General features: G+C 70.6%; 21 protein-coding genes and 1 riboswitch. Of the genes, 7 read left to right on the forward strand and 14 right to left on the reverse strand.

All coding sequences use genetic code 11. The features are described 5' to 3' along the window. Positions 1-37: 37 nt before the first annotated feature. Positions 38-589: a Clp protease N-terminal domain-containing protein gene (locus ACWC21_RS15775; RefSeq protein ID WP_450882029.1), complete on the reverse strand. Its 552-nt coding sequence runs from the start codon at positions 587-589 to the stop codon at positions 38-40. 234 nt (positions 590-823) lie between these two features. Between ACWC21_RS15775 and ACWC21_RS15780 the strand changes: the two genes are divergently transcribed. Further along, positions 824-1,252 carry a type II toxin-antitoxin system Rv0910 family toxin gene (locus tag ACWC21_RS15780; protein ID WP_450882031.1) on the forward strand — a complete coding sequence of 143 codons (429 nt, stop codon included), beginning with the start codon at positions 824-826 and terminating at the stop codon, positions 1,250-1,252. Positions 1,253-1,353: 101 nt separating this feature from the next. On the opposite strand, the gene ACWC21_RS15785 is transcribed toward ACWC21_RS15780, so the two are convergent. After that, complete coding sequence (locus ACWC21_RS15785; RefSeq protein ID WP_450882033.1) at positions 1,354-1,956, reverse strand: PadR family transcriptional regulator; 603 nt, start codon at positions 1,954-1,956, stop codon at positions 1,354-1,356. Between the two features lie 619 nt (positions 1,957-2,575). After that, on the reverse strand, positions 2,576-4,588 hold the full coding sequence (locus tag ACWC21_RS15790; RefSeq protein WP_450882035.1) for a S9 family peptidase: 2,013 nt from the start codon (positions 4,586-4,588) through the stop codon (positions 2,576-2,578). Positions 4,589-4,842: 254 nt separating this feature from the next. Between ACWC21_RS15790 and ACWC21_RS15795 the strand changes: the two genes are divergently transcribed. Beyond that, positions 4,843-5,652 carry a PhzF family phenazine biosynthesis protein gene (locus ACWC21_RS15795; RefSeq protein ID WP_450882037.1) on the forward strand — a complete coding sequence of 270 codons (810 nt, stop codon included), beginning with the start codon at positions 4,843-4,845 and terminating at the stop codon, positions 5,650-5,652. Between the two features lie 85 nt (positions 5,653-5,737). Here ACWC21_RS15795 and ACWC21_RS15800 read toward each other — a convergent pair whose 3' ends face one another. Beyond that, complete coding sequence (locus ACWC21_RS15800) at positions 5,738-6,538, reverse strand: CPBP family intramembrane glutamic endopeptidase (RefSeq protein WP_450882039.1); 801 nt, start codon at positions 6,536-6,538, stop codon at positions 5,738-5,740. A 147-nt stretch (positions 6,539-6,685) separates the two neighbouring features. Then, the gene (locus ACWC21_RS15805; RefSeq protein WP_450882041.1) at positions 6,686-8,203 is read right to left on the reverse strand and encodes a glutamate--cysteine ligase; all 1,518 of its coding nucleotides are present in this window, start codon (positions 8,201-8,203) and stop codon (positions 6,686-6,688) included. 558 nt (positions 8,204-8,761) lie between these two features. Between ACWC21_RS15805 and ACWC21_RS15810 the strand changes: the two genes are divergently transcribed. Both ACWC21_RS15810 and ACWC21_RS15815 read left to right on the forward strand, forming a co-directional pair. Beyond that, complete coding sequence (locus tag ACWC21_RS15810) at positions 8,762-9,346, forward strand: hypothetical protein (RefSeq protein WP_450882043.1); 585 nt, start codon at positions 8,762-8,764, stop codon at positions 9,344-9,346. A 352-nt stretch (positions 9,347-9,698) separates the two neighbouring features. Continuing rightward, positions 9,699-9,905 (forward strand): DUF5999 family protein, encoded by a 207-nt coding sequence (locus tag ACWC21_RS15815; protein WP_450882080.1) that lies wholly within the window; start codon positions 9,699-9,701, stop codon positions 9,903-9,905. Positions 9,906-9,990: 85 nt separating this feature from the next. Here the strand turns inward: ACWC21_RS15815 and ACWC21_RS15820 are convergent, their stop codons facing one another. From ACWC21_RS15820 to ACWC21_RS15835, 4 genes are all read right to left on the reverse strand, one after another. Beyond that, the gene (locus ACWC21_RS15820; RefSeq protein WP_450882045.1) at positions 9,991-11,040 is read right to left on the reverse strand and encodes an endo-1,4-beta-xylanase; all 1,050 of its coding nucleotides are present in this window, start codon (positions 11,038-11,040) and stop codon (positions 9,991-9,993) included. A gap of 76 nt (positions 11,041-11,116) precedes the next feature. Next, positions 11,117-11,881 carry a carbohydrate ABC transporter permease gene (locus ACWC21_RS15825; RefSeq protein ID WP_450882082.1) on the reverse strand — a complete coding sequence of 255 codons (765 nt, stop codon included), beginning with the start codon at positions 11,879-11,881 and terminating at the stop codon, positions 11,117-11,119. 65 nt (positions 11,882-11,946) lie between these two features. Next, positions 11,947-12,945: a carbohydrate ABC transporter permease gene (locus tag ACWC21_RS15830; RefSeq protein ID WP_450882047.1), complete on the reverse strand. Its 999-nt coding sequence runs from the start codon at positions 12,943-12,945 to the stop codon at positions 11,947-11,949. A 9-nt stretch (positions 12,946-12,954) separates the two neighbouring features. Then, positions 12,955-14,247 carry an extracellular solute-binding protein gene (locus ACWC21_RS15835; RefSeq protein WP_450882049.1) on the reverse strand — a complete coding sequence of 431 codons (1,293 nt, stop codon included), beginning with the start codon at positions 14,245-14,247 and terminating at the stop codon, positions 12,955-12,957. Between the two features lie 447 nt (positions 14,248-14,694). On the opposite strand from ACWC21_RS15835, the gene ACWC21_RS15840 reads away from it, so the two are divergent. Together ACWC21_RS15840 and ACWC21_RS15845 are read left to right on the forward strand one after the other, a co-directional pair. Next, positions 14,695-15,096, forward strand: coding sequence for a TOBE domain-containing protein (locus tag ACWC21_RS15840; RefSeq protein ID WP_450882050.1), 402 nt, complete (start codon positions 14,695-14,697; stop codon positions 15,094-15,096). 78 nt (positions 15,097-15,174) lie between these two features. Continuing rightward, positions 15,175-15,594, forward strand: a complete 420-nt coding sequence (locus tag ACWC21_RS15845; protein WP_450882052.1) for a TOBE domain-containing protein — start codon at positions 15,175-15,177, stop codon at positions 15,592-15,594. Between the two features lie 47 nt (positions 15,595-15,641). Here the strand turns inward: ACWC21_RS15845 and gcvP are convergent, their stop codons facing one another. Beyond that, on the reverse strand, positions 15,642-18,527 hold the full coding sequence (gcvP, locus tag ACWC21_RS15850) for an aminomethyl-transferring glycine dehydrogenase (protein ID WP_450882054.1): 2,886 nt from the start codon (positions 18,525-18,527) through the stop codon (positions 15,642-15,644). A 177-nt stretch (positions 18,528-18,704) separates the two neighbouring features. After that, positions 18,705-18,800, reverse strand: a riboswitch (glycine riboswitch). Between the two features lie 113 nt (positions 18,801-18,913). On the opposite strand from gcvP, the gene ACWC21_RS15855 reads away from it, so the two are divergent. Further along, complete coding sequence (locus tag ACWC21_RS15855; protein WP_450882056.1) at positions 18,914-19,297, forward strand: PRC-barrel domain-containing protein; 384 nt, start codon at positions 18,914-18,916, stop codon at positions 19,295-19,297. Positions 19,298-19,418: 121 nt separating this feature from the next. Here ACWC21_RS15855 and ACWC21_RS15860 read toward each other — a convergent pair whose 3' ends face one another. The 4 genes from ACWC21_RS15860 to ftsR form a co-directional block, all read right to left on the reverse strand. Further along, positions 19,419-20,828 (reverse strand): DNA polymerase IV, encoded by a 1,410-nt coding sequence (locus tag ACWC21_RS15860; RefSeq protein ID WP_450882058.1) that lies wholly within the window; start codon positions 20,826-20,828, stop codon positions 19,419-19,421. Positions 20,829-20,925: 97 nt separating this feature from the next. Continuing rightward, positions 20,926-21,609, reverse strand: coding sequence for a MerR family transcriptional regulator (locus ACWC21_RS15865; protein ID WP_450882060.1), 684 nt, complete (start codon positions 21,607-21,609; stop codon positions 20,926-20,928). Between the two features lie 265 nt (positions 21,610-21,874). Continuing rightward, entirely contained in the window at positions 21,875-22,348 is a 474-nt protein-coding gene (locus ACWC21_RS15870) for a bifunctional nuclease family protein (RefSeq protein WP_026253112.1), read from the reverse strand. 85 nt (positions 22,349-22,433) lie between these two features. Beyond that, entirely contained in the window at positions 22,434-23,171 is a 738-nt protein-coding gene (ftsR, locus tag ACWC21_RS15875) for a transcriptional regulator FtsR (protein WP_450882062.1), read from the reverse strand. Positions 23,172-23,176: the final 5 nt, after the last annotated feature.

Raw genomic sequence — 23,176 nt, forward strand, 5'->3', positions numbered from 1 at the left:
CTCAACGTCTGGACGGAGCCGGGCCGTCAGGCCCCGCTCAGCGCGCCGTTCCGCAGTCGCCCACGCACTCCGCCGTGGCGCGGTCGATCTGCGCGAGGAGGTCGGGCACCCCGACACCGGCGCGCTCGAGCACCTCGACGGCCCGGGCCCTGGGGTCGGCGGCCAGCGCCGCCAGCAGGTCGGTGCCGCGGACCCGGTCCTCTCCTCGCCGTGCGGCGCGCTCGCGGGCGGAGCGCATGGCGGCCGCGGCCACCGGTGACCAGTCCCCGGCGTCACGCAGGACGTACAGCGCGCCGGAATCCTCCACTCCGCTCTGCCAGCGCAGGCCGTAACCGATGCTGCGCTGCACCAGGTAGCCGAGCAGACGGACGGCCTTCCGGGGGTCACCGACGGCGGCGCGCGCCTCGGCGTCGGTCTCCAGGAGCGAGTGCAGCAGATGGGCGGTGTCGATCTGCCGGTCCCCGTCCCGGACGGCCCTGCGGCGGGCACGGTCGATCACCGCCGCGAGCTCCGGGCCGAGCCCGGCTTCGTCGTCCGCACGGCGGACGCCCTGGTCGTGGACGGGCCGGCGGGGAGTACGCGGTTGCACGTCCCCTACCTCATCAGCCGCCGACGGCACGCGTCATCGACGAAAGGGAGCATTTCGACCTCCCACGGAGAGTGGACTCGGGCGTTCGGCATCTCATCCTTACGGAGGAGAGCGGCCCGCACCGCGAGGGGCGGTACTGCCCTCCACACATCCTGACGGTTCGTCAGTATTGAATGTTCAGGGCGCTGCGACTACGTTCCGCGACACCGTAGCCCGACACGAAGGGGTGGTCGCATGGCCGAAGTCAGCGCGGAGACACGCATCCAGGCGCCGGCGGAGAAGGTGTGGGAGAAGCTCACCGACTGGTCGGCGTACGGGGAGTGGAACGCGACCCACACCAGCTTCCCCAAGGGCGGCCCCGAGACCCTGCGGGTGGGCGGAACCTTCCAGGAGAACATGAAGCTCATGGGCTTCCCGGCCGAGGTCGAGTGGACCATCGAGGAACTGGAGCCTGCCCGGGTGTTCGCCATTCGCGGCAAGGGTCCGATGGCGGTGAACGTCGCCACGCGTTACACGCTCACCCCCGACGGCGACGGCACGACGGTCCGCATCGACGGCGAGTTCACCGGCGCGGCCGTCTCCCTCATGGCCGGCAAGCTCAAGGACTCGGCGACGGCGGCCCTCAACGAATCACTGCGCAAGCTGGACGGCCTGGTGGCCTGAACCCGGCCGCACAACCCCGCACACGCCCCCGGGGACACACCCCGGACCCGGACGGCGCCCCGCGGATCACCCGACGGGACGCCTCCCGGACCGCACCGGCGTCAGTCCTCGTCGGCAAGGATCAGATACAGCTTCTTCCGGGCGTCGTTGATCACGCCCAGCGCCTTCTCACGCTGCTCCTTGCTGCCGGTCTTCCAGACCTGGCCGAAGGCCTCCATCAGCCCGAACCCGGCCTGGCGGATCTCACCGAGGGCCTCCCAGTCGACCCCCCGGGACGCCTCCTCCCAAGGGGCGTCGGAGCCGGCCTCGGCCGCGGCCCGGCCCTCGTCGGTGAGCGCGAACAGCTTCTTGCCGCCCTCGCTCTCACTGACGATCAGACCCTCGTCCTCCAGCAGCTGCAGTGTGGGGTAGACCGAGCCGGGGCTGGGCTTCCACGCGCCGCCGCTGCGCTCGGCGATCTCCTGGATCATCTCGTAGCCGTGCATGGGCCGCTCCTTGAGCAGAGCCAGGATCGATGCCCGTACGTCGCCGCGCCGCGCCCGCCCCCTGGGGCCGCCACGGCCCCGCGGCCCCCAGGGTCCCGGCCCGAAACCGGGCCCGCCGGGCCCGAACCCCGGACCGCCCGGCCCGAAGGGCCCGAAGGCGGCCCGCAGCCCCTCGCGGCCGTGCTGTCGGTGTCCACGCTCGAATCCGTGGGTGCGCATCGCAATCACTCCATCCATCGTTGATCTGTCGCGATGCGTCAACGATATATCGGAACCGATCGCATGACAAGAGTCCCGTCCGGGCGGCGCTGTCCTGTCTCACTCAATCGAGTCGTTTTCTCAACGAACCGAGTCGTTCGGGCTTCGGGACGCGGTGCACGGACGCCGACGGCGTCCGCTACGGGACTGCGTGGGCGTGGTGGGGATCAGCTCGCAGCCATTGGCCAACGGAGCCGGCCGGTGACCGGGAAGAGGCGGGTGCCGCGGACGTCCCGCATCGCGGAGTTTCCCGAGGCCGCCGCTGACCGGGCCCGCTGGTGGGACAGACACATCCTGGAGGTCTTGCACGGCCTGCCGCCAGATGCTCCGGACGGGGCCGAGCCGCGGCCGGAGTGCGATCCGGAAACACTCGCCGGCCCAGCGCGAGCGGGCCAAGGCTGCGGAGCTGACGGCAGCCGGGCACCAGGTGTCAGCCAGCGGAATCAAGCAGCGGCGCCAGCGCTAGCAGCGCCCGAAGCAAGCAGTCGGCCCATCACCGGCCACGTCGGCCGCGGTGAGCCGGCGTCCGTTCCTGCCCAGAAGCAGGGGTCCCACCTCGTCGAAGGCCGGCGCCCCCCGCTCACAGCAGTCCGGGCCGCTGCCACTCGTCACCAAGGACGTGGTGGTCGAGGAAGTTCAGGAAAGCCTCGTACCAGATCTGGATGTGGCCCGGGGAGAGGATCCAGTGGTTCTCGTCCGGGAAGTACAGGTACTTCGCAGGCACCTCGAACCGCTGCAGATCCTGGAAGAGCGCGGCGCCCTGGCCGACCGGCACGCGGTAGTCCTTCGCGCCGTGGATGACCAGCATCGGCGTACGGATCTTCGCGGCGTCCAGGTACGGGGAGTGCGCCTCGTACCGCTCGGGCCGGGTCACCGGGTCCCCGAAGATGCACTGGAAGTACCAGGGCGCGTCGGTGTCGCCCTGGAAGGACCGCAGGTCCCACAGGCCCGCGTGGCTCACGATCGCCTTGAACCGATCGGTGCTCGTGGCGACCCGGTTGGCCATGTAGCCGCCGTAGGAGCCGCCCCCGAGCGCGGTGCGCGCGCCGTCGATGTCGTCACGGGCCTCGGTGGCGTCGGTCAGCGCCATCACGTCCGTGTACGGGACCCCACCCCACTGCCCCCAGCCGCGCCGGTGGCCCTGCTGACCGTAGCCGGTCGACAGGGCCGGGTCGGGCAGCAGCACCGCGTAGCCGCGGGCCGCGAACGGCCACGGGTTCCACCGCCAGGTCCAGCCGTTCCAGCTGCCCTGCGGCCCGCCGTGCACGGCGACGAGCAGCGGCGCGGGGTTCTCGGCCGACGCGCCCTCAGGCAGCACGAGCCAGCCGCGCAGCCGGTACCCGTCCGCCGCGGTGGCGTGCACCTCGGTGAGGGTGCCCGGCAGCGCGTCGAACGCACCGGGAGCGGGCAGCTCGACCGGCGTCTGGTCGGCGACGCCGGCCTCGAACCTGACCGGCCGCGGCGGCGAGTCGATCGCGTTGCGCAGTGCGTACAGCGTCCGCCCGTCTGGGGCCACGCAGAGCGAGCCGTACGCGCCCGAGGCGGTGAGCCGGGTCACGGTGCCGTCCGCGTCCCGCCGGAAGACGGGCGCGTGACCCTCCACATCGGCCACGAAGAAGAGGGCGTCGTCGACCGTCGAACAGACGGCGCCGGCAGGCCAGTTGTCGAACCTGGGCAGCAGATCGACGGCCTCGCCGCCGTCCACGCCGACCCGGACGAGCGTCATGTCCATCGACTCGTCGTAAGTCGGCCACGTCATCCGCGAGCACACGACCGCCGAGCCGTCGTGCGTGAACACCGGCGCCTCGTAGAGGTGCTCCACATCGCCCAGGACGAAGACCTCCTCGCCGGTGGCCGCGTGTGCCACCACCACGGCGGTGCGGTTCTCGGCGGGCACCCGGCCGGGTACGAACCGGGTGTAGGCCACTCGCGTCCCGTCGGGCGACAACGCCACGTCCCCGGGGTTCTCGAGGCCGACGCCCTGCCCGCCGGCGTCGACCACGGCGCCCTCGGCCCCCGCGCGCACGAAGGTGTGCTGTTCCTCGGGGCCGAGATCGCGGTCCCAGGCGCGGGTCGGCCCGGCCTCGTACAGGATCGCGGTGACCTTCGCGTCCTTGCGTGCCGTGCGCAGCCTGCCGTGCGCGTCGGCGTCGGCGGCCCCGGGCAGCAGCCCGGCGGTGTGGGCCAGCGCGCCGGAGTCCCGGGCGACGGTGAACGCGGTGATCCCGCCCGGGTGCCGGGCCACGACGGCGGCCTCACCACGCCCGGGCAGCGCCCACAGCGCGGCACCCTCGTGCTTGTCCTCCGCACTGTCGTCCTCGCGTTCCGACAGGAAGTACAGCACCCCGTCCGGGCCGAACGCGGGCCCGGACTCGCCCTTCCCCGACCGGGTCAGGCGCAGCGCCTCGCGCTCCCCGGCCGGATCGATCTCCCACAGCCCGGACACGAATCTGGTCCGGTCCTCCGACAGCGTCTGCACGGTGGCGACGAGACGGCCACCGTCGGCGGACAGCGCAAGGGAGTTGACGCGAGGCTGGGCGAGGAACGCGGGCAGGTCGTGGAAGGCGGTCGTGCCACCGGGGATCGCAGACATGCGGACGATTCTTGCTCGCGAAGGAGGCGGTGAACAGCGGAATACGAGCACCACCCGCCAGGGGTGCCTGCCGCCCGTCCGGCGGAACGCAGGGATCCCGTCAACCACCTACGAGCTGACTCGTGAGCGGCGCCTCCGATCACAGACAGGACAGCGCGAACGTGCCCACCCGGGCGGGCCGCCGCGGCACGACCGGTCCAGCGTCCCGGAATTGGCCTTGGCCGGGGGGCAGCCGTGGCCCCTACCGTCGGCACATGCCCATCCTAATCGTCGACGCCTTCGCCGACCGCCCCTTCGCCGGCAACCCCGCCGGGGTCCTGCTGCTCGACGCCTTCCCGGACGAAGACCGGCTGCAGAAGGTCGCCATGGAGCTCAATCTCTCCGAGACGGCGTTCGCCCACCGCCTGCCCGAGGGCTCGGACGCCGACTGGGCGCTGCGGTGGTTCACGCCCCTCACCGAGGTGGCCATGTGCGGCCACGCGACGCTCGCCACGGCCCACGTCCTGTTCACCACCGCCGCCCACGAAGGGCCGGTCCGGTTCGCCACCCGCAGCGGGGTACTCATGGCCACGCCCGGCGAGGACGGCTCGATCACCCTGGACTTCCCGGCCGCCCCGCTCACCCCGGTGGACGTCCCGGCCGGGCTCGCCCGGGCGCTCGGCGCGGAACCCGTGAGCGCCTTCGACACCGGACCGAACATCGGCGACCTGCTGCTGGAGCTGAAGGACGAGGAGACCGTCCTCGAGCTGTCCCCCGACCACAGAGCACTCGCCGCCCACTCCGAGCGCGGGGTCATCGTCACCGCCCGCACCGAGGACCCGGCCCGGGGCCACGACTTCGTCTCCCGTTGCTTCTTCCCGAACGTCGGCATCGACGAGGACCCGGTCACCGGCAGCGCCCACACCGCGCTGGCGCCCTACTGGTCCGAGCGCCTCGGCCGCCCCGACCTCACCGGTCTGCAGGCCTCCCGCCGCACCGGCCTGGTGCGCACCGGCGTGCGCGACGACCGGGTCCTGCTCACCGGTCGCGCGGTCACGGTCGTCGAGGGCCGACTGCTCGTCTGAGCACTACGCACGCAGGCAACACGACGGGGCGTACGACAGCCTCGTACGCCCCGCCGCGAGCAGCCCCCTTCTCGGCAGGCCGCCGCTATGCGGTCGGCAGCCAGCCCACCTTTCCCGCCAGCACCGCGTATCCCACGAACGCCCCGATGTCGAGCAGGGAGTGTGCCACCACCAGGGGACCGACCCGGCCCCAGCGCCGGTACAGGTACACGAACACCACGCCCATGACCATGTTGCCGACGAACCCGCCGATGCCCTGGTACAGGTGGTAGGAGCCGCGCAGTACGGCACTGGCCACCAGTGCGGTACCCGGGGTCCAGCCCAGCCCGCCCAGCCGGCGCAGCAGGTATCCGACGACGATCACTTCTTCGAGGACGGCGTTCTGCACCGCCGAGAGGATCAGCACGGGGAACTTCCACCACACGTCGGGCAGCGCCTCGGGCACCACCGTGAGGTTGAAACCCAGTCCCCGCGCGGCCAGGTAGAAGGCGATGCCGGTGCTGCCGATCACCGCGGCGATGCCGGCCCCGCGGCCGAGGTCGGGCCAGGGACGGGTCCGGTCGAAGCCGAGGGTGCGCAGGCTCTCGCCCTCGCGCATCAGGAAGTGCGCGACCAGTGCCACCGGCACCAGGGCCGTGGCGATGCCGAACAGCTGCCAGGCCAGGTCGAGCCAGGGACGGCCCGGCGCGGCCGAGGCGTTGAGGGTGGCCGCCTGGTCCTTGAGGCCTCCGGGTTTGGTGACCGATCCGATGAAGCTGATCAGAGCGGACACTCCGCTCGCTCCGAGCGAGAGCCCCAGAACGAGCAGTGTCTCGTCCCGGAAGATCCGCCGCGAGGGCCGCTCCCGCGAAGCGGTACCGGCCTCCAATCCCGCCTCCACCTGCACACCTGCCTTCGATCGCGAAGATCGTGCGCCGCAGGCCGTCGGGACCGGAAGGGGCACCATCCTCATCGGAGGTCACAGCTTGCCCCATCCGGGCGTCTCCCCGGACATCGCCCCCGCGCCGAGGGGCGGACCGGGTACCGGCGGCCCCTATCCGAGCGGCACCGGCTCCGGCAGGCCCACCGGCCAGGTGTGCACCGGTTCTCCGAGGTGCATGAGCTCGCCGTAGCGGCGGGTCGTGGCCGCCAGGGCCACGTCCCGGGGAAGGCCCTGTTCGAGGGCGCGGTGGAAGGTGGCCGCCTGCCAGGACGCCCCGTTGGCACGCCGCCGACACCGTTCCTCGATGACGCCGAGGTAGAGGTCCCGGTCGGCGGCCTCGACGCCCCACGCCGCGAGCCCCGCCTCGGCGAGCGGCAGCAGTTCGTCGCGCACCAGTGTCACCGCGTCGACCTCGCTGGTACCGCCGTGCCGCCCGCGCCGCGGCCACTCCAGACGCGCGTCGATGCCGTACCGGCACGCGGCGTCGAAGTTGGCGGCGGCCGTCTCGAACGGCATACGGGTCCACACCGGCCGGGACTCCTCGGCGAGGGAGCGCACCAGGCCGTAGTAGAAGGCCGCGTTGGCGATGACGTCGGTGATGGTGGGCCCGGCCGGCAGGACGCGGTTCTCCACCCTGAGGTGCGGCACTCCGTCGGCGACGTCGTACACCGGGCGGTTCCAGCGGTACACCGTGCCGTTGTGCAGGACGAGTTCGGCGAGCTTCGGCACGCCGCCCGCGTCGAGGACCTCCAGCGGGTCCTCGTCGTCGCAGATCGGCAGCAGCGCCGGGAAGTAGCGAAGGTTCTCCTCGAACAGGTCGTACGCCGAGGAGATCCACCGCTCCCCGAACCAGGTGCGCGGCCGCACGCCCTGGGCCTGCAGCTCGGGCGGACGGGTGTCGGTGGCCTGCAGGAAGAGCGGAGGGCGGGACTCGCGCCACAGTTCGTGGCCGAAGAGGAACGGCGAGTTGGCGCCGACGGCGATCTGCGGCGCACTGGCCACCTGGGCGGCGTTCCACACATCGGCGAAACGGCCCGGCGTGACCTGGAGGTGCAGCTGCACGGACGTGCAGGCGGCCTCGGGGACGATGGAGCGGGACGTGCAGGTCAGGTGCTCGACCCCGTCGATGTCGAGCCGGAAGTCCTCGCCCCGGGCGGCCACGATCTGGTCGTTGAGCAGGGTGTAGCGGTCGACCTCGGAAAGGTTGGAGGAGACCAGGTCGTCCCGGTCCAGGGTGGGCAGAATGCCGATCATCACGATTCCGGCGTCGAGCTCACCCGCCTTGCGGTCGGCGTACGCCAGCGACGTACGGAGTTCCTCGGCAAGCTGGTCGAATACCCGCCCGCCCAGCCTGTGTGGGGCTATGTTCACTTCCAGATTGAACATGGCGAGTTCTGTTTGGAAATCGCGGCTCGCGATCCGTTCGAGCACCTGCCCGTTCAGCATTTTCGGCAGCCCGTCGGGCCCGACGAGATTCAGCTCGATCTCCACGCCCATCAGGTTCTTGGGCCGATCGAACCGCTTCTGGGCCAGCAGCCGCTCCAGTCCCGTCAGGCACTTGCCGAGCTTCTCCCGGTAGCGCTGCGGATCGGACAGGTCGAACGGCCCTGCCACGACCTTCTCCCCCATCGAAGCGTCCCTCCTCGGATGGGCGGGCGGAAGATCCGGCCGCCGGGGTCCAGGGTCAGGTGGGATGATGCCCACCCGACGCGATCGATAACGTCTCGCGCGAGCCCTGTCCCCGCTACTCTGTTGGAATGTGTCCGGCGGCACATTCACGGGGCATGAGGCAGCGCGCACCTTCGTGTGCCCCGCCGTCCTCGTGAAAAACGCCGACGAGAATGGGCCGACCGCTACGGCGGCGTATTCCGAGGCCAGGACGGGCCGCCCAACCTCTGAATCGGGATGATTCACACAAATCGCCGACCGAATACAAACTTGTTTTACTCACCGGAAACGGCTAGGCGAAACATCTTCCGAACTTAAGTCGTATAAACTCCGCGCAGAAGGCAGAAGGTTGGCGCCCACCGTTCTGGTTCCCGCCGTCCAGGCGACGTGCGGCAGGCCGCGTCCGCACCTCTCGTTCACCGCCACGGGCCCCCGCCTCTCTGACCCCATGAGCTGACAGCGCCGTCCGCCCGCCCCGCCCTCGCGCCATCGCGCCTGTCGAATGAGAGGCGACCCACCATGCCCCTCCACGTTCCCCCTGCCCCCGCGCCCGCCCTGCGCTCCGTGCTCACGGCCCTCGGTTCGCCCACCGCCGTCCGTGAGGCCCGGACACCGTCCCTGCGCGCCGCACAGGGACCGGCCACCCCCGAACTGCCCCTCCCGGTGCACGTACTCGACCGGATCACCGCTGAAGGCGTGTCCGCGACCCGGCTGACCGGCTGGCGGTTCCTCATCCACTGCGGCGGCCGTGCCGTGGCCGCGGCCGAGACCCGGCTGACCCCCGACGGCTGGGCGTTCTCGCACTTCTTCGAGGGCCCCTACATCGCCTCCACCGAACGCGCCCTGCGCCAGGCCGAGACCATGCAGCAGTCCTACCAGGTGCGCCTGCTGTCCGTGCCGGCCCTGTACATGCTCACGCTCTGGCTGCACGGCGACTGCTCCGCGGACGGGGCCGAGGGCCATCCGGCCGCCACCGACCTGCTCGTCCCGCTGGCCCCGGCACCGCCCGGCATAGCGGCCCACCGGCCGCATCCGGTCGCGGAACTGCTTCCCGTGCTGACCCACCGGATGACTCCCGTCCCACTGCTCGGCTCGCCCGCCTGACACCCCCCTCCCGACCCTTCTTCCCCGGTCCCGCTTTCGTACCCCGCCCCCTCCGGTGGCGGGGTACGCGCATGCATTCCAGAGCGTTTCGCTCGTAAGAGCATTCAACCGCTCCTAAGAGCCGGCAAAACCGTCTGTGCCCATCCTGACTAGCCCTATCCGGCCACCGAGAACCACCCGAAAAGACAGTGCGAAGGAGATGAACCGAGGGCGTGGACGATGCGTCATGAACCTGTGAGAAGCGGTGCTGCGAAATACCTGCGGATTGACGCCCGGAGGGCAACACTGGGTTCCGACCGACTTATGACCACGGGGGGCGGACATGACCACGACAGAGCGAGAGATCCCACCCATGTGCCAGCACCAGCCACCGTGCCCGACAGCCGAATCCGCCGACCGGGAGTCCGCCCGCCTCGTGGCGCACCACCCGGAGCAGGGCTGGAGCCTGCTGTGCAACGGTGTTCTGCTCTTCGAGGACACCGGTGAGCTTCTGCCCGACGGCCAGATCATCGCCCCGCACCGGCCGCTGGGCACCAGCCGGGTGATGACGGCCGCCTAGGCACACCTGAGGGGCCGGCTCGCACCACCGGGTGCGCACCGGCCCCGACGCATGCACGGGGACGACTACCGACCGTGGCCGGCCGTCAGCCGAGGGCTTCGCGCAGCGCCTCGTAGGCGGGCTTCGGCTTCAGTTGCTCGTCCCACGGCAGAGCGGCCCCCTCGCCGGGGAAGACCGCCGGGATCCACGAGTACTTGTCGGTGTAGTCCCACACCGTCACCCCCACGCACCGGCGCACGGCGAGGCAGGCCTTGGTCAGGTCCCGGTACCAGGTCGCCTGCTCGGCCAGCTTGGCGTCGGTGGCAGGCAGTTGCATACGGACGTCGACCTCGGTGAGGGCGGTGTCCAGCCCCAGCCGGGAGAAGCGGCGGAGGTTGTCCTCCACGGTGGTGGGATAGCCGTACTGGAGGGCCAGGTGGGCCTGGAAGCCGATGCCGTCCAGGGGCACGCCCCGCCTCTTGAGGTCCTTGGCCAGCGCGTAGTAGGCGTCGCTCTTCGGGCCGGTCGCCTCGATGTTGTAGTCGTTGAGGTACAGCTTGGCGTGCGGGTCGGCCCGATGGGCCCAGCGCAGCGCGTCGGCGATGTAGCCGGGGCCGAGCGTCTTGTACCAGATGGTCTCGCGGTAGGTGCCGTCCTCGTTGAACGCCTCGTTGACGACGTCCCAGGAGTAGACCTTGCCCCGGTAGTGGCGGACCTCGGCGAGGATGTGCTTCTTCAGGACGGCCCGCAGCTCGGGGGCGGTCCATTCACGCGAGGTGAGCCAGTCGGGCAGCTGGCTGTGCCAGACCAGGGTGTGGGCGCGGACGCGCTGGTGGTTCTTGCGGGCGAGAGCGACGATCTCGTCGCCGTTCGTCCAGTCGAAGACCCCCTGCTGGGGTTCGGTGGCGTACCACTTCATGCCGTTGCCCGGCGTGATCATGTCGAACTGGGTGCCGAGGATCTTCGTGTACGCGCTGTCGGTGAGCTCGGGGTTGTCGGTGGCGCTGCCGAAATAGCGTCCGTGCCGGTGGGCGAGTTCGGCGAGCGTGGGCTGCCGTGCCTGCGCCTGGGCGGCCGGGCCGGTGGCGACGCCCGCGGCCACCAGGACTGCGGCGAGGGCGCCGGCGAGTCTGAGGCGTGTACGGGGCCTGGGCATGGTGCGACTCCTCACGGTCGGGTGCGAGTGGTGTCGTACTCGGGTGCGGACGGGGCCTTACGCACGTCGGCGCGGGTCATCCCTTCGTCGCGCCGGCGGTCAGGCCGCCGACGAGCTGGCGCTCGGCGACGGAGTAGAAGGCGAGGGCGGGGACCATCGCCAGCACCAGGTAGGCGAAGACACGGGCGTACTCCGCCGAGTACTGGCCCTGGAACTGCGCGACGCCGAGGGGCAGCGTCCACCACTTCGAGTCGGTGAACACCAGCAGCGGCAGCATGAAGTTGTTCCAGCTGGTGACGACGGCCAGCACCGACACCGTGCCGAGCGCAGGCCGCGCCATGGGCAGCAGCACCCGCCAGAAGAACCCGAAGGCGCTGCACCCGTCGAGCGTGGCTGCCTCCTCCAGCTCGCCGGGTATCTGCCGGAAGAAGCCGCGCAGGATGATGATGGTCATCGGCAGCCCGAAGGCGGCCTGCGGGAGGATCACGCCGAGCGGGTTGTCCAGCAGGCCGAGGTAGCGCAGCAGCAGGAAGAGGGGCAGCGCGGCCACCGCGAAGGGGAACATCAGCCCCATGGTGAAGAGGGTGAACAGCAGTTCACGCCCGCGGAAGGCGAACCGCGCGAAGGAGAAGGCCGCCAGCGCGGACGCGGCGACCACGAGGACGGTCGTCGCCACGGCGACCAGCGTGCTGTTGCCCACCAGACGCCAGAAGTCGCCCGAGCCGAGGATGTCCGTGTAGTTGCCGGTGAGCCAGTGCTCGGGCAGTCCGAAGGGATTGCGGGAGAGCTCGGCGGTGGATTTGAAGCCGGACAGGACGGCGTACAGCAGCGGTACGACCATCACCGCGCCGACCGCGACGAGCAGCAGGTGGAGCGGCAGTTCACGTACGGCCTTGGTCCTGCGGGTCACTTGCCGTCTCCCCTCATCGTCGTGGTGGCCCCTTCGAGGTCGCGGCGGAGCACGAACCGCTGGTAGGCGAGGGCGAAGACGAGGCAGATGCCGAACATGACCACGGTGATCGCGCTGGCGTAGCCGATCTGGTAGCGCTTGAAGCCGTACTGGAACATCGTCACGGCCATCGTCTCGGAGTGGTGGTCGGGCCCGCCCTGGGTGATCACCCAGACCAGGTCGAAGAGCTGGATGGCCCCGATGACGGACAGGAAGATGCTGATGCGCAGGGTGGGCGCGAGCAGCGGCAGGGTCACGTTGCGGAACCGCTGCCACGGGTTCGCGCCGTCGATCAGCGCCGCCTCGGTCAGCTCGGCCGGGATCGCCTGCAGCCCCGCGAGGTAGAGCATCATGTGGAAGCCGAAGTACTTCCAGGTCATGACGAGGAACAGCGTCGCCATGACGTAGGAGGGGTCGGCGAACCACTCCCCGCCGACGCCGCCCAGCCCGACGGCGCCCAGGACGTGGTCGGCGAGCCCGTCGTCCGGGGCGAAGATCATGCTGAACAGCACGCCGGTGATCGCCTCGGACAGGACGTAGGGAGCGAAGAACAGCATCCGGTACAAGGCGCGCCCGCGCAGCCGCTGGTTGAGCGCGACGGCCATGGCGAGCGCGAACGGCAGTTGCAGGGCGAGGGACAGGACCACCAGGAGCAGACAGCGCCACAGGTCGCCCAGGAAGACGTCGTCCTTGAAGAGCTGGGTGAAGTTGTCCGTGCCGATGTAGTCGGAGGGCATGCCGAAGCCGCCCCAGCGGAAGAACGCGGCGTACAGCGCGAACAGCATCGGGAGCAGCACCAGCCCGATGAACAGCACCAGCGCGGGCACCTGGAAGGCGACCGCGGTGAGCCAGTGCACCAGGCGCCGGCGCGCCCGTCCCCGGGCCGACGTCGCCGCCGGGGAGGAGGGGGCGACGCCGGGGTCCGTCCGCTTGTCCGGGAGGAAGGTCGAGGTCATCGCCGGCTACTACGCTTCCTTCGCGGCCTTGCTGATCGACTGGGCGACCTGCTCGGGTGACTTCGAACCGGCGATCAGCGCGGCGACGCTGTCGTTGACCTCCTGGCCGACGGCGGGCGCGTACGCCTGGTCCAGGTAGAGCTGGAAGCCGGTGGCACCCTTCAACTGGGCCTGCACCGCCTTGGTGTTGGGGTCGGAGAGCGCCTTCTCGGCGCCGGGGACCACCGGAAGGGTGTTGGTCTTCTTCACGAGTTCCAGGTCGGTGGTCTCGGAGGCGAAGAACTTCAGGAAGTCGACGGCCGCCTGCGGGGCACCCTTGCGCAGGGCGTGCCCGCCGCCACCGCCGAACACCTCGGTGATCGCGCCCTTTCCGCCCTCGACGGCCGGGAAGGGGAAGAAGCCGAGGTTCGAGCCGAGTCCCTTGCCCGAGTCGGCCTCGACGACCGGGGCCCACTGCCCCATGAGCTCCATGGCCGCCTTGCCGTTGCCCACGGTGGCCGCCTGGCCGGTCGGGGTGGAGTACCCGGCGCCCAGGAACCCCTTCTGGAACGGCTGGAGGTCGACCAGGTCCTTGAGGTGCTGTCCGGCCTGCACGATCCCGGGGTCGGTGAAGTCCTTGCTCTGGTCGGCCTTCTTCAGCGCGTCGATTCCGGCCGTGCGCATGGCGAGGTAGGCCCAGTAGTACATCTCGGGCCACTTCTCCTTGCCGGCCACGGCGATCGGCGTGATGTTCTTCGCCTTCAGCTTGCGCACGGCGTCGAGGAAGCCGCTCCAGGTGGTGGGCGGGGTGCTGATGCCGGCCTGCTTGAAGAGCGCCTTGTTGTACCAGAAGCCGATCATGCCGATGTCGAAGGGTATGCCGTACAGCTTGCCGCCGAGGAGGTACGGCTGCTTGGCGACGGACAGCATTCCGTCGGACCAGGGCTTGGTCCTGTCGGTGAGGTCCTCGACGAGGCCCGCGTCGACCTGCTGCTGGAGCACTCCGCCGCCCCATGTGTGGAAGATGTCCGGCAGCTTCCCGGAGGCGATCAGCGCCGTCATCTTCGACTTGTAGGCGTCGTTCTCCATCTGAACGATCTTTACCTTGACCTTGGGGTTCTGCGCCTCGAACTTCTTGGCCAGACCGGCCCAGACCGTCTTCGTCGGCTGGGTGGTGGAGATGTTCCACCACTCGATCGTGGTCGTGCCGTTCGACGACCCTCCGCCCGAGTCGCCGCCGCAGCCGCTCAGTGCCGTCATGCCCAGACCGGCCGCGGCGGAGGCCGCCAGGAAGCCGCGGCGGGAGAGTGCCGGGTCGCCCATGATGCGCTCCTTCTCTTCGAAACTTTCGGAACTACGCCGGAAAGCTGCGCCGCACCCTAGAGACCGCTCTTGCCGGGTGGCAACCCTTCGGGCGACGCTTGTTGCGGCGAAATCGGCATCCCCTGGCCAGAAGTGCCGCCGCGGGACGTGCAGCAGTACACATGGAAGAGCCGAAACATTCGGCGATATCATCGAACGTTCCGAACCGCGACTCTAGAAAGGCCGCTCAGAGGCGTCAAGGTGTCGTGCATCAGGTAGTCCGCCGGTGGTCGAACCAGTTCGAAGACGGCGGGTTCCGGGCGGGGGCCCGTGACAACTTCCCCGGTCGTCCGCCGAGTTGTGCGTCCCGTCGGCGCGCGAGCCCTCACCCGGGACTGAGATCCGCGGCGGTGAACGCCCCACCCCCCTGGTCCGCGGGTCCACCGTGCGCGCCCTATCGTGACCGGCATGCAGTCCTACACGATCGGCCAGGCAGCACGGCTGCTCGGCGTGAGCCCGGACACCGCCCGCCGCTGGGCGGACGCCGGCCGGGTGGCCACCCACCGCGACGAGGCGGGGCGACGGCTCGTCGACGGCAAGGACCTCGCCGCGTTCTCCGTGGAACTCGCGAAGGCGGGCGGCAACGACGAGGACTCCGCCGGCTCCTACACCTCCGTCCGCAACGCCTTCCCCGGCATCGTCACGGCGATCAAGCTCGGCGACGTCGCCGCCCAGGTGGAGATCCAGGCCGGCCCCCACAGGCTCGTCTCCCTCCTCACCCGGGAGGCCGTCGAGGAACTGGGCCTGGAGGTCGGCATGGAGGCCACCGCACGAGTGAAGTCGACGAATGTACATATCGACCGTGTGTGATCGGTCCGATGGCGGCCAAGGCGACGCAAACCCGCGCATACCCTGACTGAAGGTGCTCTCGCACTACGGTGATGAGCCATGACCCTGAGCATCCGCAACCAGCTCCCCGGCACCGTCACCGCCGTCCATCCCGGCGACGTGATGGCCGCGGTCAAGATCCGCCTGGACGGCGGCCAGGACCTCACCGCGGCCATCACTTCGGAGGCCGTCGAGCAACTGGCCCTGGCCCCCGGGGTCTCCGTCCGCGCCCTGGTGAAGTCGACGGAGGTCTCCCTGGCCACCAGCAGGGTCGAGGGCCTCTCGATCCGCAACAGGCTCTCCGGAACGATCACCCACCTGGAGCTCGGCGAGGTCATGGCCCATGTGAAGATCACCGTGGACGGCGGCAGGATCACCGCGGCGATCACGAAGGAGGCGGCCATCGACCTCGGCCTCTTCGTGGGCTCCGACGTGGTCGCCCTGATCAAGTCGACCGAGGTGTCGCTGGCGACGGCGTGAACGCGAAGGGGCCCCGTCCGGACACGGACGGGGCCCCACACGCTCTGTCAGTCCTCGTAGGCGTCCAGCGGCGGGCAGGAGCAGACCAGGTTCCGGTCGCCGAAGGCCTGGTCGATACGGCGCACCGGCGGCCAGTACTTGTCGGCGGCCGAGGCCCCCGCCGGGAACACGGCCTCCGCCCGGCTGTAGACGTGGTCCCACTCGCCGCCCAGCGCACCGGCGGTGTGCGGAGCGTTGCGCAGCGGGTTGTCGTCGACGGGCCACTCGCCCGTGCCGACCTTCTCGATCTCCGCGCGGATCGCGATCATCGCCTCGCAGAAACGGTCCAGCTCGGCCAGGTCCTCCGATTCGGTCGGCTCGATCATCAGCGTGCCGGCCACCGGGAAGGACATCGTCGGCGCGTGGAAACCGTAGTCGATGAGCCGCTTGGCCACGTCGTCCACGGACACTCCGGTCGCCTTGGTCAGCGGCCGCAGGTCGATGATGCACTCGTGCGCGACCAGGCCGCCGGGGCCGGTGTAGAGCACCGGGTAGTGCGGCTCGAGGCGCTTGGCGATGTAGTTGGCGGAGAGCACGGCCACCTGGGTGGCCCGCTTGAGGCCCTCGCCGCCCATCAGGCGGACGTACGCCCACGAGATCGGCAGGATGCCCGCCGAGCCCCAGGGCGCGGCCGAGATGGGGCCGACGCCCGTCTCGGGGCCGGCCGCCGGCTGGAGGGGGTGGTTCGGCAGGTACGGCGCGAGGTGCTCACGCACGGCCACCGGGCCGACGCCGGGGCCGCCGCCGCCGTGCGGGATGCAGAACGTCTTGTGCAGGTTGAGGTGCGAGACGTCACCGCCGAAGTGGCCCGGCTTGGCGAGACCGACCAGGGCGTTGAGGTTGGCGCCGTCGACGTACACCTGGCCGCCGGCCTCGTGCACCTGCGCGCAGATGTCGGCGACGTGCTCCTCGAACACACCGTGCGTCGAGGGGTACGTGATCATGAGCACGGCCAGCTCGTCGCGGTACTGCTCGATCTTCGCGCGCAGGTCCTCGACGTCGATCTCGCCGTCCCCGGCGGTCCTGACGACGACGACCTTCATGCCGGCCATCACCGCGCTGGCGGCGTTGGTGCCGTGCGCGGAGGACGGGATGAGGCACACGGTCCGCTGGTCGTCGCCGTTGGCGCGGTGGTAGCCGCGCACGGCGAGCAGGCCGGCGAACTCACCCTGCGAGCCGGCGTTGGGCTGCAGCGACACCTTGTCGTAGCCGGTGACCTCGGCGAGACGTTCCTCCAGCTCACGGATGAGCGTGAGGTAACCCTGCGCCTGCTCCCCGGGCGCGAAGGGGTGAAGCTGCCCGAACTCCGGCCAGGTGACCGGCTCCATCTCGGTGGTCGCGTTGAGCTTCATGGTGCAGGAGCCCAGCGGGATCATGCCGCGGTCGAGCGCGTAGTCGCGGTCGGCCAGCCGGCGGAGGTAGCGCAGCATCGCCGTCTCGGAGCGGTGCTGGTGGAAGACCGGGTGGGTGAGGTATTCGTCGGTGCGCAGCAGGGACTCGGGCAGCGCGTCCCCGGTCGCCGCGTCCAGTGCCTCGATGTCCGCGTCGGTCCCGAAGGCCGACCACACGGCGGCCAGCCGGTCCCGGGTCGTGGTCTCGTCGCAGGCGGCCGAGACATGGTCGGCGTCGACGAGCCGCAGGTTGACCCCGTTCTCCCGGGCCGCGGCCACCACCTCGGCGGCCCTGCCCGGCACGCGCGCGGTGACCGTGTCGAAGAACGCGCCGTGCACCACCTCGACCCCGGCCGCCCTCAGACCCTCGGCCAGGAGGGTGGCGTAGCGGTGGGTGCGCCGGGCGATGCTCCGCAGGCCCTCGGGGCCGTGGTAGACGGCGTACATGCCGGCCATGACGGCGAGCAGCACCTGAGCGGTGCAGATGTTGCTGGTGGCCTTCTCCCGGCGGATGTGCTGCTCACGGGTCTGCAGCGCCAGCCGGTAGGCCTTGTGCCCGTCCGCGTCCACGGACACGCCCACAAGACGGCCCGGCAGGCTGCGGGCGAACTTCTCGCGCACCGCCATGTAACCGGCGTGCGGGCCGCCGAAGCCCATCGGCACACCGAAGCGCTGGGTCGTACCGACCGCGATGTCCGCGCCGAGCTCGCCCGGGGAGGTCAGCAGGGTCAGCGCCAGCAGGTCGGCGGCGACGGTGACGAGCGCCCCGAGCCCGTGGGCCTGCTCGATCACGGGCCTGATGTCGCGTACGGCCCCGGAGGCGCCGGGGTACTGGACCAGCACGCCGTTGATCTCACGCTCGGCGACCTCGGCCGGGATGCCCTCGCTGAGGTCGGCGACCACGACCTCCACGCCGGCCGGTTCGGCACGGGTCCGGATCACGGCGACGGTCTGGGGCAACGCGTCGGCGTCGACCAGGAAGAGGCCCTTCTTGTTCCTGCCCATGCGCCGGGAGAGCGCCATCGCCTCGGCCGCGGCGGTGCCCTCGTCCAGCAGCGAGGCACCGGAGGTCGGCAGCCCGGTGAGCTCGGCGACCATCGTCTGGAAGTTCAGCAGGGCCTCGAGCCGCCCTTGGGAGATCTCCGGCTGGTACGGCGTGTAGGCCGTGTACCAGGCCGGGTTCTCCATGACGTTGCGCAGGATGACGGGCGGCGTGAAGGTCCCGTAGTAGCCCAGGCCGATCATCGAGCCGAGCACCTGGTTGCGGTCGGCGAGGGAACGCAGTTCGGCGAGCACCTCGGCCTCGGTGCGGGCGCCCGGCAGGTCCAGGGCGTCGGCGTTCTTGATCACGTCCGGTACCGCGGCGGCGGTCAGTTCGCCGAGTGAGCCGTAGCCGACGTGCGCGAGCATCTTGGCCCGCGCCTCCTGGTCGGGGCCGATGTGGCGCTGCTCGAACGGAATGCCCTGTTCGAGCTCGGAGAGCGGAGTGCGGTGGGCGGTCATTGCGGAGGCCTCCTGGTCTGACGCGACCTTCGAGGGGCACCCCGGTACGGATACCCCGACGGCCTCCCCCTCTGTCATCTCGACCTGAGAGCTTCACCGGGTCGCCCGAAGGCCCCGGCTTTCACCGTCGGTGAGAGCGGAAGCCGTCGAGACACCCGCCCTGCTTTCCAGAGTGACCTCGTCCGTGCGGTACGTGGGCCTGAGAGATTCCGGGGAGGATTTGCTCCTTCGGCGCCTCCGATGGTGTCCGGAGGACTCTCCCGCACGGGGTCAGCAGCCGCTTGCCAGCGTACCAGCGAGGTCGACGCGCGAGCCTCGAGTGGCCGCCTCCCTGAATGTGCTCTTTCGTAGTGCTTACGGATGAGTTGCGACCAAGAGGAGGGACCGTGCGAACCGATATCGATCCGCGCCACCTGATCGGCCGCAAGGCGTTCGACCGGAACGGCGACAAGATCGGCACGATCGACGAGGTCTACCTCGACGACGCGACCGGCGAGCCGGAGTGGGCGGCCATACGCACCGGACTGTTCTCCAGGGACGCCTTCGTCCCTCTGGAGCCCAGCGAGCTGATCGACGGCGCCCTTCAGGTCCCCTTCGACCGGTCCCTCATCAAGGACGCACCCGACTTCGGCGTCGGCCGCCATCTCTCCCCGGAGCAGGAACTCCAGCTCTACCACCACTACGGCCTCGACGTGACCCCCTCTCCCCCGCTCCCGAACCACGATTTCGGCGATCTCGCGGGCACGGACGAGACGGCCGGACCGACGTAGCGCACCGGACGCGTCGCCCCGGTCCGCCATCCGGCCGACCGCTCTGCCCGGCTCATCCACATCCCTCCGGGGCCTGTCGCCAGGGGCCGCCGATGGATCGCCGCGACGCCGCGGAGACCCGTCACCAGCCCCCTGGGGAACCGCTCGCCGCGCCCCGGGCCTCCTCGTCCCCCGCACGGTCCCGATGACCGCCCGCGGCCGCCCCGGCGGTCAGCGGCAGCGGATCCGCCGGTTCCAGGGCCGGGTCCTCGACCCGGAAGGTCCGCACCCGGCCGGGCTCCGAGTCGGGGGTCTCGAAGCGCACGGTGACCCGCCCGAGCCCGCTGCCCTGCACCCAGCCGTGGCCGAACTCGGTGTGCCGTACATCGTGCCCCGCGGGCCAGCGCCGTTCGGCCGGCGTCGGCTGGTGCTCGACGGGTTCGGTCACCGCCTCCTCCGCCGCGGTTTCCGTCAGCTCGCCCGCCGCCTGCGCGAACAGGTCCTCCTGCGTGTAGTCGGCGAGCCCGGACACCCCCACACCGAGCAGCCGTACGCCGCCGGTCGTGTCGACGGAGTCCAGCAGCCGGGCCGCGGCCTCCCGCACCACCGCCGGATCGTCGGTGGGCCCGCGCAGGGTCTCGGACCGGGTCAGCGTCGAGAAGTCGTACCGCCGCACCTTCAGCACGATGGTCCGTCCGGACAGCCCGGCCCCGCGCAGCCGCCGCACGCACCGGTCGGCCAGCCGCTGCACCTCCAGACCGACCCGGAGCCGGTCGTGGATGTCCACGTCGTAGGTGTCCTCGACCGACACCGACTTGGCCTCCCGCTCCGCCACGACCGGGCGTTCGTCGTGTGCCAGCGCCATGGCGTACAGGGCGTGGCCATGGGCTTTCCCCAGCAGCCGGACGAGCTCGTCCTCGCCCGCCTCGGCGAGTTCGTCGACCGTGGTGATCCCGGCCCGCCGCAGATGGTCCCCGGTCGCCGGGCCCACCCCGGGCAGGGTGCGCACCGGCATGGGCCCGAGCATGGCCCGCTCCGTGCCCGGCTCGATGACCACGAGCCCGTCCGGCTTGGCCTGTTCGGAGGCGATCTTCGCGAGCATCTTGGAGGCGGCGAGGCCCACCGACCCCGTGAGCCCCGTGACCACCCGGATGTCCGAGCGCAGCCTCGCCCCAGCCAGGCGCGCCGACTGCTCGTCCCAGGCCGCTCCTCCGGCCTCCAGGTCCACGAACGCCTCGTCCAGGCTCAACGGCTCCACGAGCGGGGACAGCGCCCGCAGCAACGCCATGACCTGCTCACTGATCGAGCGGTACAGCCCGAAGCGGGGAACGAGATAGGCCGCGTTCGGGGCGAGCCGTCGCGCCTGCGCCATCGGCATCGCCGAATGGACTCCGAAGACCCGCGCCTCGTACGACGCGGTGGCGACCACTCCCCGCGGCCCGAGACCGCCCACGACGACGGCCTTGCCGCGCAGGCTCGGCTTGGACGCCTGCTCCACCGAGGCGAAGAAGGCGTCCATGTCGAGGTGCAGGATCGTGGGCGCGTTTCTCACATCTCCGATGCTGCACCACGCCACTGACAAAGCCACTCGCCCCGTCGGCCGGCGCACCGGCGCCGGCGCGCCCGTCGCCGGCGAACGGCAGCCGCGCTCAGACCGCCCGGTTGCGCCGCCGCGCCAGCTCGTCCGCGGGATTCTGGCCGACGAGGGTCTCACCGGTGTCGATGCGTTCTCCGTGCAGTTGGGAGAGGGCGCTTTCCACGTCTCGCCACACCACGCCCACGGCGATCCCGAAGATCCCCTGGCCGCCCTGCAGCAGGGCGTGGACCTCGTCGGGGGAGGTGCATTCGTACACCGTGGCGCCGTCGCTCATCAGCGTCATGCGTTCCAGGTCGCTGAAGCCGCGTTCCCTGAGGTGCTGGACGGCGGTGCGGATGTTCTGCAGCGAGACTCCGGTGTCCAGAAAGCGCTTCACGATCTTGAGGACGACCACGTCGCGGAAGCTGTACAGACGCTGCGTGCCCGACCCGTAGGCCGGCCGCACGCTCGGCTCGACCAGACCGGTGCGAGCCCAGTAGTCGAGTTGCCGGTAAGTGATGCCGGCGGCCGCGCAGGCCGTCGGTCCGCGATAGCCGATCTGCTCGGACGCCATGGACGCCGCCCCTCCACCGCTCGGCACGGGTGTCGGCCGCTGCCGGACGGGATCTGCCGCGTCGGCATGAGGGGGGTACCCCCTGCCCGAGCGGAGCCGAGAGCTTGGGGAAGGGTACGGACCGCTCTCCCCGAAACCGCGTCCGGGGGCACCCCCAGCCGTACCGTCGCCGCTGCTTCTCACGCCGACCTCCGTCCTTGACCTGCCTTCTCGACGGTAGGCAGTCACCAGGGGTGCGTCAACGATCGCCACACTCGGCACGCCGAGTGATAATCACCCTAAGAGTGGTTTCCCGTGCCCCACCGCGGGGAAAGGCTAGCCGAATGCGCTGGCGGGGAACGTCAGCACGCTCTGGTCGGCCCCGGCCGGGCGCCGCCGCCACCAGCGGTCACACGCCGTCGAAGGACCCGTCACGGACCGCGTGTCCGCCGTCTGCCGCCCCCCGCGCTCACTGGCTGCTGGTGCCGAAGTCCTCGGGCGAGATCTGGTCGAGGAACTCGCGGAACTTCTCCACCTCGTCCTCCTGCTCGTCCGGGATCGCGATGCCCGCGTCGTCGAGCACCGTGTCACTGCCGTAGATCGGCGTTCCGGTGCGCAGAGCCAGCGCTATGGCGTCGGACGGGCGGGCGCTCACCTCGACGCCGCTGGCGAAGACCAGCTCCGCGTAGAAGACGCCCTCACGCAGATCGGTGATGCGTACTTCGGTGAGCTCCTGACCGACGGCCTCCAGCACGTCCTTGAACAGGTCGTGGGTCAGCGGTCGTGCGGGGGCCATGCCCTGCTGGGCGAAGGCGATCGCCGTGGCCTCCCCCGGTCCGATCCAGATGGGGAGGTACCGGTCGCCGCCCACTTCACGCAGGAGCACGATCGGTTGGTTGGAGGGCATTTCGACCCGGACACCTACGACATCGAGCTCGTTCACACAGCAACCCTAGGCCGTGCCCGGGACGTTTGGGTAGTCGGGCCGGGAACGGGTGCCCGATCCGGCCCCCGTACACCAGTACCAGTCAAGGCAGCCGTACCCCGAGCGCGGTCTGCACCAGAGCCGCGTGCAGCCTCACCGTGAGCGCTGCCAGCTCCTTCGTACGAGCCTCCGCGTGCGCCCTGGTCTGCGGATTCCGGTGGCGCTTGAGCGGGGCCACCACCTGGTCCACCAGCCCGGCCTCACGGTCGGCGGCGGCCTTCATCACCCGCAGATGGCGGGGCTCGATACCGAACCGACCCAGTTCCGCCACCAGTGAGGCCACGGTGACGGCCTCCGCGTCGTACACCCCGCCCTCCAGGGGAGTGAGGAGCCCGTACGACTCCCACTCCTCCAGGTCCTTCTCGTCGATCCCGGCGGCGGCCAGCAGCTCGGCCCGCCCGATCCGCGCCACGGTGGGCCCCTCGGCGGGCTCGAGTACGGACTCTCCGTCCCGCTGGCGCCCGACGACCGGCAGCTGCACGGCCTCACCGCGCTCCATGGCGTCCAGGTGCTCCCGGATCACCTTGAGCGGCAGATAGTGGTCCCGCTGCATCCTCAGGACGTGGCCGAGGCGCTCGACGTCCCCGGCGCTGAACTTCCGGTACCCCGAGGGGGTCCGCTGCGGCTCGACCAGCCCTTCCGACTCCAGGAACCGGATCTTGGAGATCGTGACTTCGGGGAACTCGCCGCGCAGCGCGTTCAGCACCGTGCCGATGCTCATCAGCCCACTGTCCGTGGCGGCGGTGCCGTGCCCGGCACCGCCGCTCGGTGTTCGAAGCATGGACC

The sequence above is a fragment of the Streptomyces sp. NPDC001348 genome (genome assembly GCF_053597535.1).

Coding starts and splice junctions, on each gene's coding strand:
- ACWC21_RS15780 (WP_450882031.1), top strand. CDS start 824: ATGGCCGAAGTCAGCGCGGAGACACGCATCCAGGCGCCGGCGGAGAAG.
- ACWC21_RS15785 (WP_450882033.1), bottom strand. CDS start 1,956: ATGCGCACCCACGGATTCGAGCGTGGACACCGACAGCACGGCCGCGAG.
- ACWC21_RS15790 (WP_450882035.1), bottom strand. CDS start 4,588: ATGTCTGCGATCCCCGGTGGCACGACCGCCTTCCACGACCTGCCCGCG.
- ACWC21_RS15795 (WP_450882037.1), top strand. CDS start 4,843: ATGCCCATCCTAATCGTCGACGCCTTCGCCGACCGCCCCTTCGCCGGC.
- ACWC21_RS15805 (WP_450882041.1), bottom strand. CDS start 8,203: ATGGGGGAGAAGGTCGTGGCAGGGCCGTTCGACCTGTCCGATCCGCAG.
- ACWC21_RS15810 (WP_450882043.1), top strand. CDS start 8,762: ATGCCCCTCCACGTTCCCCCTGCCCCCGCGCCCGCCCTGCGCTCCGTG.
- ACWC21_RS15815 (WP_450882080.1), top strand. CDS start 9,699: ATGTGCCAGCACCAGCCACCGTGCCCGACAGCCGAATCCGCCGACCGG.
- ACWC21_RS15820 (WP_450882045.1), bottom strand. CDS start 11,040: ATGCCCAGGCCCCGTACACGCCTCAGACTCGCCGGCGCCCTCGCCGCA.
- ACWC21_RS15825 (WP_450882082.1), bottom strand. CDS start 11,881: ATGGTCGTACCGCTGCTGTACGCCGTCCTGTCCGGCTTCAAATCCACC.
- ACWC21_RS15830 (WP_450882047.1), bottom strand. CDS start 12,945: ATGACCTCGACCTTCCTCCCGGACAAGCGGACGGACCCCGGCGTCGCC.
- ACWC21_RS15835 (WP_450882049.1), bottom strand. CDS start 14,247: ATGGGCGACCCGGCACTCTCCCGCCGCGGCTTCCTGGCGGCCTCCGCC.
- ACWC21_RS15840 (WP_450882050.1), top strand. CDS start 14,695: ATGCAGTCCTACACGATCGGCCAGGCAGCACGGCTGCTCGGCGTGAGC.
- ACWC21_RS15845 (WP_450882052.1), top strand. CDS start 15,175: ATGACCCTGAGCATCCGCAACCAGCTCCCCGGCACCGTCACCGCCGTC.
- gcvP (WP_450882054.1), bottom strand. CDS start 18,527: ATGACCGCCCACCGCACTCCGCTCTCCGAGCTCGAACAGGGCATTCCG.
- ftsR (WP_450882062.1), bottom strand. CDS start 23,171: ATGCTTCGAACACCGAGCGGCGGTGCCGGGCACGGCACCGCCGCCACG.